16 protein-coding genes are annotated in these 13,656 nt (G+C 68.4%); 6 read left to right on the top strand and 10 right to left on the bottom strand.

Annotated features, from left to right (window positions below):
• Positions 1-40: 40 nt before the first annotated feature.
• Positions 41-550, bottom strand: a complete 510-nt coding sequence (locus DDV73_RS05120; protein ID WP_154402615.1) for a hypothetical protein — start codon at positions 548-550, stop codon at positions 41-43.
• Between the two features lie 228 nt (positions 551-778).
• On the bottom strand, positions 779-1,210 hold the full coding sequence (locus DDV73_RS05115) for a hypothetical protein (protein WP_109506171.1): 432 nt from the start codon (positions 1,208-1,210) through the stop codon (positions 779-781).
• Positions 1,211-1,333: 123 nt separating this feature from the next.
• On the opposite strand from DDV73_RS05115, the gene DDV73_RS05110 reads away from it, so the two are divergent.
• Positions 1,334-1,906 (top strand): DinB family protein, encoded by a 573-nt coding sequence (locus DDV73_RS05110; protein WP_109506170.1) that lies wholly within the window; start codon positions 1,334-1,336, stop codon positions 1,904-1,906.
• On the opposite strand, the gene DDV73_RS05105 is transcribed toward DDV73_RS05110, so the two are convergent.
• The 5 genes from DDV73_RS05105 to DDV73_RS05085 all read right to left on the bottom strand — a co-directional run bounded on the left by DDV73_RS05105 (position 1,849) and on the right by DDV73_RS05085 (position 6,289).
• Positions 1,849-2,391 (bottom strand): GNAT family N-acetyltransferase, encoded by a 543-nt coding sequence (locus DDV73_RS05105; protein ID WP_109506169.1) that lies wholly within the window; start codon positions 2,389-2,391, stop codon positions 1,849-1,851. The genes DDV73_RS05110 and DDV73_RS05105 overlap by 58 nt on opposite strands.
• Before the next feature lie 50 nt (positions 2,392-2,441).
• Complete coding sequence (locus tag DDV73_RS05100; protein ID WP_109506394.1) at positions 2,442-3,215, bottom strand: NPP1 family protein; 774 nt, start codon at positions 3,213-3,215, stop codon at positions 2,442-2,444.
• A gap of 5 nt (positions 3,216-3,220) precedes the next feature.
• A complete protein-coding gene (locus tag DDV73_RS05095) occupies positions 3,221-4,528 on the bottom strand; it encodes a chitinase (RefSeq protein WP_109506168.1) in 1,308 nt (435 codons plus the stop codon).
• The gene (locus tag DDV73_RS05090) at positions 4,525-5,781 is read right to left on the bottom strand and encodes a glycoside hydrolase family 16 protein (protein ID WP_109506167.1); all 1,257 of its coding nucleotides are present in this window, start codon (positions 5,779-5,781) and stop codon (positions 4,525-4,527) included. The genes DDV73_RS05095 and DDV73_RS05090 overlap by 4 nt, the downstream gene beginning before the upstream one ends.
• Positions 5,782-5,911: 130 nt before the next feature.
• A complete protein-coding gene (locus DDV73_RS05085; protein WP_109506166.1) occupies positions 5,912-6,289 on the bottom strand; it encodes an SH3 domain-containing protein in 378 nt (125 codons plus the stop codon).
• Between the two features lie 192 nt (positions 6,290-6,481).
• Here DDV73_RS05085 and hsaA point away from each other — a divergent pair, with 192 nt between their 5' ends.
• From hsaA to DDV73_RS05065, 4 genes are read left to right on the top strand one after another with little or no spacing between them, the layout of a single operon-like run.
• Positions 6,482-7,648, top strand: coding sequence for a 3-hydroxy-9,10-secoandrosta-1,3,5(10)-triene-9,17-dione monooxygenase oxygenase subunit (gene hsaA / locus DDV73_RS05080; RefSeq protein ID WP_109506165.1), 1,167 nt, complete (start codon positions 6,482-6,484; stop codon positions 7,646-7,648).
• Between the two features lies 1 nt (position 7,649).
• On the top strand, positions 7,650-8,522 hold the full coding sequence (gene hsaD, locus DDV73_RS05075; protein ID WP_109506164.1) for a 4,5:9,10-diseco-3-hydroxy-5,9,17-trioxoandrosta-1(10),2-diene-4-oate hydrolase: 873 nt from the start codon (positions 7,650-7,652) through the stop codon (positions 8,520-8,522).
• On the top strand, positions 8,519-9,418 hold the full coding sequence (gene hsaC, locus DDV73_RS05070) for an iron-dependent extradiol dioxygenase HsaC (protein ID WP_109506163.1): 900 nt from the start codon (positions 8,519-8,521) through the stop codon (positions 9,416-9,418). Before hsaD ends, hsaC begins: the two co-directional genes overlap by 4 nt.
• A 17-nt stretch (positions 9,419-9,435) precedes the next feature.
• Positions 9,436-10,083 (top strand): flavin reductase family protein, encoded by a 648-nt coding sequence (locus DDV73_RS05065; RefSeq protein WP_240617130.1) that lies wholly within the window; start codon positions 9,436-9,438, stop codon positions 10,081-10,083.
• A gap of 62 nt (positions 10,084-10,145) precedes the next feature.
• Here the strand turns inward: DDV73_RS05065 and DDV73_RS28365 are convergent, their stop codons facing one another.
• Positions 10,146-10,289, bottom strand: a complete 144-nt coding sequence (locus tag DDV73_RS28365) for a hypothetical protein (RefSeq protein ID WP_170126009.1) — start codon at positions 10,287-10,289, stop codon at positions 10,146-10,148.
• Positions 10,290-10,529: 240 nt separating this feature from the next.
• On the opposite strand from DDV73_RS28365, the gene DDV73_RS05060 reads away from it, so the two are divergent.
• Positions 10,530-11,570, top strand: coding sequence for a hypothetical protein (locus DDV73_RS05060; RefSeq protein WP_109506162.1), 1,041 nt, complete (start codon positions 10,530-10,532; stop codon positions 11,568-11,570).
• 80 nt (positions 11,571-11,650) lie between these two features.
• Here the strand turns inward: DDV73_RS05060 and DDV73_RS05055 are convergent, their stop codons facing one another.
• Entirely contained in the window at positions 11,651-12,511 is an 861-nt protein-coding gene (locus DDV73_RS05055; protein WP_276310088.1) for an HpcH/HpaI aldolase/citrate lyase family protein, read from the bottom strand.
• Positions 12,508-13,572, bottom strand: a complete 1,065-nt coding sequence (locus DDV73_RS05050) for an HpcH/HpaI aldolase/citrate lyase family protein (protein WP_109506161.1) — start codon at positions 13,570-13,572, stop codon at positions 12,508-12,510. The genes DDV73_RS05055 and DDV73_RS05050 overlap by 4 nt, the downstream gene beginning before the upstream one ends.
• Positions 13,573-13,656: the final 84 nt, after the last annotated feature.

The raw sequence follows: 13,656 nt of genomic DNA, 5'->3' as shown, positions 1-13,656 counted from the left end.
GACTGAGGGACCCAGCGCGGCCGTCGTACATCCGCAGGTCTCAGCAGTTGCGGACCGACCAGACGGGGGTCCAGTAGACGTACCGCCTGTCGTAGGCCGTCGAGTCGAAGAGCTGTCTGCCGTCCTGGCCGTAGTAGCGGGCGACGGTTCCGGTGGTCTGGTTGTTCACGCCCCACCGGTGGTCTTTGAAGTGCGACAGCCAGTAGCGGTTGCAGCGGTAGAGGATGAACACCTCGACCTTTCCGACGGTCGGGTCCCAGACCTCAAGGCACAGCTCGCCGTAGAAGCAGAGGTAGCCGCCGCCTGAAGGCAGGTGGAAGTTCTCCAGTGGAGCCGGTGAGATGCTCGGCGAGGAGGCGGCGAGCTGGGTCTGCTTGGTGGTGCGCGGCGTCACCGAGGCGACGCGGAGGACCGCGCCGTCAGTTCCCGATGCGGCAGCGAACCGGTCACGAGCGTCCGGAGACGGAGTCGCCGAGACCGAGACGGCGGACCCGACTGCGACCAGACCGAGTGCGGCGACCATCGTGACGATCTGTTTGCGGAGATTCATGTAGTACCCCCCTGTGGTGGTGAACGGCCGGGCGCCGCTCGCCGACGACGGTAGGGGGAGCCCCTGTCGCGGTTCTGTCGCACTTCTGTCTGAGCAGAGCGGTGACCGGGTCGGGGTCTGGTCGCCGGGATCGGCGGCGAAGCGGCGAAGCAGGACGCCAACGCACCCTGACCGGTACCTGGCAAGGCCGCGCCGGACGAAGCCCGGCGCGGCCGTGTATCGCTCAGTTCAGCAGACCTTGACCGAGTTGACCGGGTAGAAGTCGTAGTCGAGGTCCCAGCCCTTGGCCACGTGTCGGGTCAGCACCTGCCCGCCACCGCCGTACCCGCTGTAGAAGACGCTCTCGGTGTACTGCGTCTGATTGTTGACGAACGAGCCGTGCCGGGTGACCCAGCCCGACAGGTTGTAGGTGCCGCAGTACTTCTTCTTCCACTGCGGGTTGCCCGTCCAGTTGTTGAAGTTGGCGCCGGTGTAGAAGCAGAGGTACAGCTCCGGGCAGCCGTAGAAGGTGTCCTGGAGACTCGCCTGCGACGCCTTGGAACCAAGGGCTGCCTGACCGGCCGCGTGGCCGTCGGGACGGCTCGCGTTGGCACCGGCGCCGCTGAAGGCGACCAGGCCGACGGCGAGCGTCATCGCGATGATCAGCTTGCGGAGATTCATGTTGTTTCCCCCTTGTTGTAGCCGGCCAGGGTGGCTGGCCACCGACGAAACTAGGGACCACCGCTGTCGCGATTCTGTCCCGCTGCTGTCTGCGCAGGTCAGCTGCGATGGCAGGGTGGGATCATGCCTCCCGATCCCAAGGAAACGCTGATCCACTACCTCCAGGGCGCCCGCGACGCGTTGCTGTGGAAGCTCGACGGCCTCAGCGAGTACGACGTACGCCGGCCGCTCACGCCGACCGGGACCAACCTGCTGGGGCTGGTCAAGCACGTCGCCAGCGTCGAGCTCGGCTACTTCGGCGCGACGTTCGGGCGGCCGACCGACATCGAGATGCCGTGGTACGCCGACGACGCGGACCACAACGCCGACCTGTTCGCGACGCCGGAGGAGTCCCGGGAGTGGGTGGTCGACCTCTACCGGACGGCATGGGCACACGCGGCCGAGACGTTCGCGGAGTGCGATCTGGACACGGTGGGCCAGGTCGCGCACTGGGACAACGAGGCGGTGACGCTGCACCAGATGCTGGTCCACGTCGCGACCGAGACCCACCATCATGCGGGTCACGCGGACATCGTGCGCGAGCTGATCGACGGATCTGCCGGCTTCCTGACGACGTCGTCCAACCTCCCGGATGACGGCTACGACTGGCCGGCGTACGTCGCGACGGTGCAGGCGGCAGCGGACGCCTTCCGCTGAGGCCGTCTGAGAGCGGGCTCAGAGGTCGCGCTCGTAGTAGAGCATCGACGGCCCGTCCTCGGTGACTCCTGGTTGGTGAAGCCGCACTTCACGTAGAGCGCCCGCGCGACCTCGTCGTCGACCGAGGTGTTGAGGTCGATCCGGGTGGCGCCGCGGGACCGCGCGAGTTCCATGGCCGCCTCCAGCAGCGCCCGGCCAAGGCCGGTGCCACGGGCGTGCGGCCGCACCCAGAGCTCCTCGAGACAGGCATCCGGGCCGGGCTCGTAGAGCGAGAGCCGGAATCGCAGCTGGGCGAAGCCGTCCGGCGGGTCGCCGGGTCCGAAGACCACGGCGACCTCGCCGCTCGACAGCTGCGGTCCGGCGAGCTCTCCCATCTGCTCGGCGGGCGGCTCGGTCTGGTCGAACTCCGCGTTGAAGTCGTAGAGCATCTGGCCGACCAGAACCGCGTCGTCCGGGCCGCCGATCCGAAGCTCGGGTTGCGTCATGTGACACAACGTAGATAGCTCCACCAACCGGAGGTCAAGCCCTTTTGGCCTTAGCCGTTCGGGTCGAACGGGATCCCGTCGGGTTTGGCCTTCGACAGCTCCCAGCTGAACGACGAGTCCCGGATCCCGAGCTGGGCGGAGCCGAAGTTCGCCCCGGTCAGGATGTCGCGGAAGCCGGGTGGGTAGCCGTCCCAGCCGACCAGCGGCGGGTACTGCCACGCTCGCTCGTGGTTCTCCGGCTCCTCGCCCCAGCCGGCGAACCGGAAGGCGTGGGTGCCGGCGCCGTCCTTGTGGTAGATGATCTTGGGGTGGGTGCCGCTGCTGTCCCATGGGACGTCGTTGCGGGACCGGATGTTGTAGTCGCCGTGCGCCGACGCCGAGACGTACGCCGGCCAGCCGCCGTCGGGGACCCACACCACCACGTGCTCCCAGTCGTGCCGGTGCCCGCCCAGGCCGGAGCCGTGCACCGCCTGGTCCTTCTCGAAGTAGAGCGCGTACAGGTAGGCGCACCAGCCGTTGTTGCACTTGGACCGTGAGTAGGCGTTGACGTTGTCGAGGTCCCACCAGTCGTGGCAGCTGCCGTTGACCGCGCCGGTGGTCTTCAGACCGGGGTTGAGCACGCCGTTGCTGCCGATGGCGGGAGTCGGATAGCACCCGTCGCCGTCGTAGTCGAACGCCGGCTCATAGGACCGGTCGGTCCACGGCGCGTTCCACGGCAGCGCTGGAGGTGGGTCGGCCCAGGCGAGCGCCGGGGCCAGCACCACCAGCGCCGACGCGGGCACCACGACTGCGACCAGCCGGGCGAGCGTTCTGCGGATCGTCATCGCGGTCACCCGCCGTACTGGGCGAAGACCCGGGTGAAGTCCAGGCTCGGGTCCCGGTTGACCGACCAGAACGTGAGCCGGGCCAGGCCGTGCTGCTGGGCGTAGCTCCGCATCTGCCCGAAGTCCTCCAGGGTCACGTTCTCGCCGACGTCGGTGGTGCCGTTCATCGACGAGATGCCCATCCGGCGATAGGCGTCCGCGTCGCTATAGCCATACGCCGACTTCAGCGCCGCCTTGAGGCCTTCGGCCGCCTGTGTGCTGAGCCTGCCCATGTCCTGGCCGTTGCCGCCGAAGTTGAACGGCATGATCGTCCAGGCGTCGACGGTCAGGCCGGAGGCCGCCGCCCGGTTGATCAGGCTCCGGTCGGGCCCCTGCTGGCCGGTGCCGATGGTGACGGCGACGTGCAGCCCGGGGTTGCGGGACTTGGCCTGCTTCAGCGCGTCGACGGTGCGCTGCTGCACCGTCGGGTTGTCGTACGCCGATGCCTCGAGATCGATGTCGATCGCGCTCAGGCTGTAGGCGTCGATCACCTTCTGGTACGCGTTCGCGAGCTCACACGCGCTCGAGCAGGACTCCTCCAGCTTGTGCCCGCTCCAGCCGCCGAACGACGGAACCACGTCCCCGCCCGCGTTCCGGATCGAGGTGATCGTGCTCTGGTCGACGCCGCCGGTCAGCGGACGCTGGCTGTCCCACATCGGGTTGCAGTAGCCGTTGCTGAGGACGAAGGCCATCGTGAAGCCATTGACGCCGGTCGCCGACATCACCTGGGTCGGGTTCGGCGGGTTGCCCCAGCCCAGGTAGAGGTACGGCAGCACCGCCGACGGCCCCTCCGGGCCTGGTCCGGACCCGGTCGGCGCGGTCCACTTCTGGTTGGCGGTACCGGCGCAGGTCCAGGTCTGTAACCGGGTGCCGTTGGCCGAGCTGTTCCCGGTGGCGTCGAGGCACTTGTCGGCCTGGGGGTTGACGATGTCGCGGGCGGAGGTGACCACCCATTGCTGGGCGCCGGTGCCGTTGCAGTCCCAGAGCTGGACCTTGGCGCCGTTGGCCAGCGAGCCGGCGCTCACGTCGAGACACTTGCCGAGAGCCCGGATGGTGCCGTCGTCCCCAACGGTCCAGCGCTGGGCGCCGGTGCCGTTGCAGTCGTACAGCTGGACCTGGGTGCCGTTGGCGATGTTCGCGCCGGCGACGTCGACGCACTTGCCGCCGATCCCGGTGATCTGGCCGGTCGCCGCGGCGTCCGCTCCAGACACCGGTGCGAGCGCCACAGCCGCGAGTACGCCGGCCGCGAGGAGTCCTACGCGAGCGCGGATCATGACACGGTCCACTTCTGGTTGGTGGTACCGGCGCAGGTCCAGATCTGTAACCGAGTGCCGTTGGCCGAGCTGTTCTCGGCGGCGTCGAGGCACTTGTTCGCCTGTGGGTTGACGATGTCGCGGGCACCGGTGACGGTCCATTGCTGGGCGCCGGTGCCGTTGCAGTCCCAGAGCTGGACCTTCGCGCCGTTGGCCACCGAGCCGGCGCTGACGTCGAGGCACTTGCCGAGGGCCCGGATGGTGCCGTCGCCGCCGACAGTCCAGCGCTGAGCGCCGGTGCCGTTGCAGTCGTACAGCTGGACCTGGGTGCCGTTGGCGACGTTCGCACCGGCGACGTCGACGCACTTGCCGCCGATCCCGGTGATCGGCCCGCCGCCGCCCGCGCTGGTGTCGTTGGTGACCCGGACGTAGTCGATGGTCAGCGTGTTCGGGAACGGCGTACTCGCGTCGGGGTCGCCGGGCCAGTAACCGCCGACGGCGAGGTTGAGGATCATGAAGAACGGATGGTCGAAGACCCACTCCTTGCCGCCGAGATCGGCGGGAGTCCTGGTCTGGTAGACGTTCCCGTCGACCGACCAGACGATCTTGTTGGGCGACCAGTCCACCCGGAAGGTGTGGAAGCCGTCGGCGAACGGTCCGCCGATCGAGTACGCCGCGCCGATGCCGCCGGAGCCGAAGTAGCCCGGGCCGTGGAGAGTGCCGTGCACCGTGTTCGGCTCGAAGCCGACGTTCTCCATGATGTCGATCTCGCCGCTCTGGGGCCATCCGACATCCCCGATGTCGTTGCCGAGCATCCAGAACGCCGGCCACATGCCCTGCCCGCGAGACATTTTGATCCGGGCCTCGTACGACCCGTAGGTCTGGGTGAACTTGCCGGCGGTGTTGAGGCGGGCGGAAGTGTACTCGCAGCGGCCGTACCAGCACTGGTAGTTGTTGGGGTTCTCCCGCCGGGCCGTGATCACCAGGTTGCCCTGGCCGTCGTGGACGGCGTTGCGCGTGGAGTTCGTGTAGTACTGCCGCTCGTGGTTGTTGACGTTGTCGCCGGTCTCCAGCTGCCACTTGGAGCCGTCCACCGGCGTACCGGCCGGCGCGTTGAACTCGTCGGCGAAGGTCACCGCCGCGATCCGGGGCGCGGACGAGTTCCGTGGCGCCGGCTCGGCTTGACCGGCGTACGCCGTGGTGCCGACTCCGGCGGCAGCGGTCAGGGTCGCGATCAGAGCGATCAGCGTGGGTCGGATGCGATGAAGGTGCATGTCAGGCCTCCCGAGATGGTGCCTGGAAAGTAGACCTGCCGTTTCTGGCGGGTCAATGCGTAATCGCGTCCTAAGCTGGCCGCTTTAGTGAGAGGCCCGGAGATATCGCTGCCGCGGAGTCGGCCAGCTGCTAGCAGCGCGGTAGCTGGGCCTGGACGTTTCCGGTGTCGAGGTACCAGTCGCTGACGTAGCCCCAGTACGAGCCGCTGGAGACCCGGGTCCAGATCTTGTAGTTGGGGTTGTCCGCGGCGCCGGAGCCGTAGGTCCAGCACTCCACCTCAGTCCACCAGCCGTTGTAGAGCTTGGCGACCACGGGCGCGCCGTACCACGGGTCCGTGCGGACTCCCAGGTAGGTGTTGACCTTGATCACCTGCGCGCACCGCGCCGGGTTGCCGCCGGGGCAGGGCCGGACATCCGCCTCTGCCGGAGCCGCACTGAGTACGCCGAGCGCCGGCGCCGCGACCGCCGCGATGCCGAGCAGGGCGAGGCTGAGCTTGCGGATCTTCATGTGGTCCCCCTCGTGAAGGCGACCAGGTGGGTCCTGGTCGACGCCGACGCTAGGGATGGGCGCTGTCTGGAATCTGCCCGGCTTCTGTCCCGTCTTCCGTCGAAGCCGCGCGCCCGCGTGGACCGAAATGAGAACGTGTTCTAGTATGATCGGACGGGAGAGCGGGTGCTCTCGCACCGGACAGGAGAGCCGATGTCGAAGTCAGTCCTCGATGGCGTACGTGACCTACTGCCGACCCTGCGCGAGCGCGCGGACGAGGCGGAGCGGCTGCGTGTCGTACCGGATGCGTCGATCAAGGAGCTGGAGGAGACCGGCTTCTTCCGGATGCTCCAGCCCAAACGCTTCGACGGCCTGGAGGCCGACCCGATCGACTTCTACACCGCGGTCCGTGAGATCGCGTCAGCGTGCGGCTCTACCGGCTGGGTCGCCAGTGTGGTCGGGGTCCACCCGTGGCAGATCGCGCTGTTCGCCGACGAGGCGCAGCAGGCCGTGTGGGGCGCCGACACGTCGGTCCGGGCGAGCTCGTCGTACGCGCCGACCGGACGCGCCGTACTCACCGAGGGCGGCTACACGCTGAGCGGGAAGTGGTCGTTCTCGTCGGGCTGCGACCACGCCGACTGGGTGCTGCTCGGCGGCCTGGTCCTCAACGACGAAGGCCAGCCGGTCGACTTCAAGACCTTCCTGGTGCCGCGGGATAAGTACCAGATCGTCGACGTCTGGAACGTCGTCGGCCTGCGCGGCACCGGGTCCAACGACATCGTGGTCGAGGAGACGTTCATCCCCGAGGCGTTCACGCTGTCGATGGGCGACACCGGCCGCTGCTACGGCCCCGGCCAGGCCCAGAACACCTCGAACCTCTACAAGCTGCCGTTCCACTCGGTGTTCACCTCGACCATCACCACCCCGATCATCGGGATGGCGTACGGCGCCTACGAGGAGCACGTCGAGATGCAGCGCAAGCGGGTGCGGGCGGCGTACATCGGCGAGAAGGCGTCGCTCGACCCGTTCGCGGCGGTCCGGATCGCGCGAGCCTCCAGCGAGATCGACGCCGCCTGGGCACTGCTGACCAACAACATCCGCGAGGAGCAGGCGCTGGTGGAGATGGGCGAGAAGGTCCCGCTCTCGCTGCGGCTGAAGGTACGTCGCGACCAGGTGGTCGGCACCGAGCGAGCGATCGAGGCGATCGACACGCTGTTCGAGGCGTCCGGTGGCCGCGCGCTCGCCGAGGGCACGCCGCTGCAGCGGGCCTGGAGGGACGCGCACGCGGGCCGGGTGCACGCCGCCAACGACCCCGAGCGGGCGCTGCAGCTGTACGGCGCGCACGAGTTCGGCCACAAGATCGACCCGGGGATGTACTGACGTGTCGCTCGACAAGGAGTCGGTGCGCAAGTCGTCCAAGGCGGGCGACATCACGCTCAACTACTACGAGGCCGGAGACGGTCCCGGCCTCCCGCTGGTGATGCTGCACGGCGGCGGGCCGGGTGCCTCGGCCTGGTCGAACTTCGGCGCCGCGCTGCCCGGCTTCGCGGCGTCGTACCGAACCCTGCTGGTTGACCAGCCCGGTTTCGGTGACTCCGACAAGCCGCCGGTGGTGGGCAACTACTTCCGGCACTCGGCGGGCTACCTGGAGGCATTCCTCGACGAGCTCGGCCTGGAGCGGGTGCACCTGCTCGGCAACAGCCTCGGCGGCGGCACTGCCGCTCGGTTCGCGATCGAGAACCCGAAGCGGGTCGGCCGGCTGGTGCTGATGGGCCCGGGTGGGCTCAACCTGTCGGTGACCTCGCCGGACCCGACCGAGGGCGTCAAGCGGCTGATGGAGTTCGGCGCGGCGCCCAGCCGGGAGGCGATGCGGGCCTTCATCTCGGTGATGGTGGTCAACCAAGACCTGGTCACCGACGAGCTGGTCGACGAGCGGCTGGCCGACGCGACCAAGCCCGGCGCACGGGAGGCGATGGCCTCGATGGGCGCGTCGTTCTGGAACCCGGACACCTTCGAGGACGGCATGGTCTGGCGCGACGCCCACAAGATCCGCGCGCACACCCTGCTCACCTGGGGTCGCGAGGACCGGGTGAACCCGCTCGACGGCGCCTTCGTCGCGCTCAAGCAGATCCCCAAGGCCCGGCTGCACGTCTTCCCCAACTGCGGGCACTGGGCCCAGATCGAGGCCGCCGACGAGTTCCGGGACCTGGTACTGGCCTTCCTGGACGCTCATGTGGAGAGGACCCGGTCATGACCATCGACATCCGTTCCATGGGCTACGTCCGGGTGGCCAGCACCGACCTGGACCAGTGGCGGACCTTCGCCGAGAAGGTGCTCGGGCTGGCCCTCGGCCGCGGGCCTTCGCCCGACAATCTCTACTACCGGATCGACCAGGTCTCGGCTCGGCTGGTGGTGTTCCCCTCCGACGTCGACCAGCTCAGCGCGACCGGCTGGGAGGTCGCCGACCACGAGGCGCTGCAGGGTGCGCGCGAGCACCTGGCGAAGGCGGGCGTGGAGTTCGAGGAGGGTACGCCGGGCGAGCTGGCCGAGCGCCGGGTGCAGGAGCTGATCCGGTTCGCCGACCCGTGGGACAACGTCTTCGAGCTCTTCCACGGGATCACCTACGAGTCGCGGCCGGTGGTGACGCCGTACGCCGCGAAGTTCGTGACCGGCGACCAGGGCATGGGGCACATCGTCGTACCCGTCACTGATGACGTGGAGGCACTGCGGTTCTATACCGAGGTGCTCGGCTTCCGGCTGCGCGACTCGATGAGCATGCCGGGGGAGTTCGTCGGCAAGGAGGCGGGCTCGAAGGTGTGGCTGCGGTTCCTCGGCGTGAACCCGCGGCACCACTCGCTGGCGTTCCTGCCGATGCCGAACCCGGCCAAGTGCGTGCACATCATGCTGGAGGTCGACGAGCTTGACGACGTGGGCCGGGCGCTGGAGCGGGTCCGCAAGCACAAGGCTCACCTGTCCGCGACCCTCGGGCGGCACATGAACGACGAGATGATCTCGTTCTACGTCCGCTCGCCGGGTGGCTTCGACGTGGAGTTCGGTACCGAGGGGCTGCAGGTCGACGACGCCCGCTGGGTGGCTCGCGAGTCCACCGCCGTCTCGTACTGGGGCCACGACTTCAGCGGCGGCGGGTAGCAACGACAATGGGGAGCATGGTCGACCCGAAGCTTGTCGAGCCCGACGGCGAGATCCCCGCGGGCATGAAGCCGGACGCCCGAGAGTCGTGGCCGCCGAGGGAGCTGATCGACTCCTACCTCGGTCCGTTCGACTTCGAGTTCCGTCCCGGCGAGCACACCGACCTGCCGTCCGACGACGAGGCGGTGAAGGCCGCGGCACGCCGGTTCCGCGACGTACTCGGACGATTCTGCAGCGGCGTCACCGTGGTCACCGCGATGTCGGGGGAGACGCCGATCGGGATGACCTGCCAGTCGTTCTCCTCGGTGTCGCTGAACCCGCCGCTGGTGATGTTCATCCCGGCCCGCACCTCGCGCGCCTGGCCGCTGATGCAGCGCGCCGGCCGGTTCTGCGTGAACTTCCTCGCCGCCGACCAGACCGACCTGTCGGACGTGATGGCCTCCCGCGGGGTCGACAAGTTCGCGGGCGTGGGCTGGCGCCCGTCGGAGGCCACCGGCTCACCGCTGCTGGACGACTCGCTCGGGTACGTCGACTGCACGATCCAGGCCGTCCACGAGGCCGGCGACCACTATGTCGTCATCGGCCGGGTCCAGGACCTCGCCCTCGGCGACGACCGTGCCCCGCTTCTGTTCTTCCAGGGCCGCTACCACACGACCGGCTCCTAGCTCCCAAGACAGCCGTACGCCGCCCGGGTGAGGCGGGCGGCGTACGAGACTTGGAACGACGGTCAATAGACGCGCCTGCTGGTGCCGCCGATCGGCACGAAGTTCAGCACCAGGCCGACAACAAGCAGGATGGCGCCGATCGTGACCAGGATGGGCACGCTGAGGACGAGCCCGAGGACCAGTAGGACAAGACCAAGAACAACCATTGGGATTCCCTCCCCTGAGTGGTGGACGGAGAGTGCGGTACCCGATCTGCGGCCCGGCTAACGGCGGCCTAGCTCGGATAGTCCAGAACGTTTGTCATCAAATTTCGACAAGAAGTGATGTCAAACGTTCTGGACTATCGCCTTATCGCGCCCGTATCCACAGATTCAGAGGGGCCGACTTATCCACAAGCGGCTTCGCGTGGGCCCGAGTGACAGGACCGACTGACCGAACCTGGCGGGGTGCCACAGCATCGATGGAGTCCCACCTGTGAGAGGCCCGCCGGTCTGGTCCGGCCGGTTCCGGTCGACCCCGACGGCCTGGTCGGCCCTACGCGCGGGCAGGCGCAGCGTGGCCGGTTCCGGGCGACCAGCCGTGGGCTCTACGTGCCGGCCGAGGTCGATGGCGATGTCGTTGAGCAGCGGATCCTCGAGCAGAGTGCGCGGCTGCGTCGGTACGGCGCCGTCACCGGGTGGGCAGCACTTCGGTGGCGCGGGGCCAACTTCTTCGACGGCATGACTGATGGTGGTCGGACCGTGCGTCCTGTGCCATTGGTGGTCGGCCTCGCCAAGCTTCGTGGTGATCCCTTGATCGCGTTGAGCCAGGAGCAGCTGGCTCCGTCGGAGCGCGAGTTCATCGACGGCGTCTGGTGTACGACGGTCCAGCGCGCCGTGTTCGACGAGATGCGTGCGGCACCTTCGCTCCGCGAGGCAGTAGTGGTGCTGGACATGGCAGCTGCGGCACGGCTGATCTCGACAAGTCTGATGGCTGAGTACGTCGCGAAACGATCAGCGTGGACCGGCGTGCCACGGGTGCGCGAGGCGCTTCTCCTCGCAAGCGATGACAGTCGCTCTCCCCAAGAGTCCAGGATGCGGCTGGTCTGGGTAGTCGACGCGAGGCTGCCAACGCCGCTCTGCAACCAACCGGTGTTCGACCTCCGAGGCAACCTCCTCGGCATTCCGGATCTGTTGGATCCCGTGGCTGGTCTGGTCGGCGAGTACGACGGCGCTGACCACAAGGAAGGCGAGCGCCACCGCCGTGATGTCGCGCGCGAGGATGTCTTCCGCAATCACGGTCTCGAGTACTTCGAGATCGTCGGCGGGGACCTACGCGATCGCGACCGTTCGGCAGCTCGGATGCGCAATGCTCGCGCTCGTGCCAAGTTCCTGCCCTCGGAGTCACGGGCGTGGACCTTGGAACCGCCACCTTGGTACGACGTGCCCGAGCACCTCGACGACTATCTCGCTCGCATCGGTCGCTCACACGAGCTCGTCACCACATAGTCCAGAACGTTCGACATCACATCTGTCCCGAAACTGATGTCAAACGTTCTGGACTATCCGACGCCCGGCCCCTGTCTGGGTCAGCCGAGCTGGGTGATCGCGTCGTGGATCGCGAGGGTGCGCTGGGCGGAGTCGACGTGGAGGTTCTCGATCATCCGGCCGTTGTAGGTGACCACGCCGGTCTCGCGGGCGTCCCAGGCGGCGAGGATGCCGCGGGCGTCCTCGACGGCCTGCTCTGACGGCGAGAAGGCGGCGTTGGCGCCCTCGACCTGACCGGGGTGGATCAGGGTCTTGCCGTCGAAGCCCATCTCACGGCCCTGCTGGCACTCGGCCAGGAAGCCCTCGGCGTTCTTCACGTCGTTGTAGACGCCGTCGATGATCACCTTGCCGGTCGCCCGGGCGGCTAGCAGCGCCAGGCCGAGGCCGGTGAGCAGCGGCTGCCGGCCCGGCACGTGCTCGGCGTACAGCTCCTTGGCGAGGTCGTTGGTGCCCATCACCAGCACGGTGAGCCGGTCCGACGCGGACGCGATCTCCTCGGCGTGCAGCATCGCGTACGGCGTCTCCACCATCGCCCAGAGCTTGGTGTGCTCCGGCGCATCGTGGCCGGCCATCGCCTCGACCAGTTCCAGGACGGCGTCGGCGCTGTTGACCTTGGGAACGACGACCGCGTCCGGGCCGGCCGCGCAGGCGGCCCGGAGGTCGTCGGCGTGCCACTCGGTGTCGGCGCCGTTGACCCGGATCGTCAGCTCGCGGCCGCCGTACTCACCGGACTGCACGGCCGCGCAGGCGGCCTCGCGCGCGGCCGGCTTGGCGTCGGGCGCGACCGCGTCCTCGAGGTCGAGGATCAGCGCGTCGACGGGCAGCGTCTTGGCCTTCTCCAGCGCGCGCTCGTTGGACGACGGCATGTAGAGGACCGAGCGGCGGGGGCGGAACTCGTTCACTCGGACACCTCGATCGCGTCGTACTGCTTCTTCAGCTCGGGGTCGATCGCGGCGAGCTGCTCGGCGAGCTCGACCAGGACCAGGCACTGCTTGAGCGAGGCGTCGTCCTCCATCTTGCCGTCAAGCATCACCGCGCCGGTGCCGTCGCCCATCGCCGCGACCACGCGCCGGGCGTGCTTGATGTCCTCCACGCTCGGCGAGAAGACCCGTTTGGCGATCTCGATCTGCTTGGGGTGCAGCGACCAGGTGCCGACGCAGCCGAGCAGGAACGCGTTGCGGAACTGGTCCTCGCACGCGACCACGTCGGCGATGTCACCGAACGGTCCGTAGTACGGGTAGATGCCGTGCATCGCGCAGGCGTCGACCATCCGCGCGATCGTGTAGTGCCACAGGTCCTGCTGGTACGTCGCGCGCTCACCCTCGATGTTGCCGTCGACCGGGTCCTGCCGGACCAGGTAGCCCGGGTGGCCGCCGCCGACCCGGGTGGTCTTCATCCGCCGGTCCGCGGCCAGGTCGGCCGGGCCAAGGGAGAGGCCCTGCATCCGCGGCGAGGCACCGCAGATCTCCTCGATGTTGGCGACACCGCGGGCGGTCTCCAGGATCGCGTGCACCAGGATCGGCCGCTCCAGCCCGGCCTTCGCCTCGAGCTGGGCGAGCAGCCGATCGACGTAGTGGATGTCCTCGGCGCCCTGCACCTTCGGCACCATGATCACGTCGAGCTTGTGCCCGATTTCAGGGACCAGCGTGGTCAGGTCGTCGAGCACCCACGGCGAGTCCAGCGCGTTGATCCGGGTCCACAGCTGGGTGGGCCCGAACTCAGTCTCCTGCGCGATCTTCACCAGGCCCTCGCGCGCGGCGACCTTGTTGTCGGCCTTGACCGCGTCCTCGAGGTTGCCGAGCAGTACGTCGACGGTGCCGACCATCCCCGGGACCTTGGCGGCCATCTTGGGGTTGCTCGGGTCGAAGAAGTGGATCGCCCGGCTGGGCCGGGCCGGAATGTCCCGAACCGGGGCCGGAGCACCGACCGCGAGTGGGGCGAAGAAGTCCTTGGCGCTGCGCATGGCCGGACGCTAGCAGCCGATTGCGATTTGTCGGTATGACCGATCCCACTCGCTCCCCACGACCGGCCCAGGGCTGTCACACTC

It is taken from the genome of Nocardioides speluncae (genome assembly GCF_003121585.1).
GTDB lineage: Bacteria > Actinomycetota > Actinomycetes > Propionibacteriales > Nocardioidaceae > Nocardioides > Nocardioides speluncae.
This window is presented reverse-complemented; position numbering and strand designations above follow the sequence as displayed.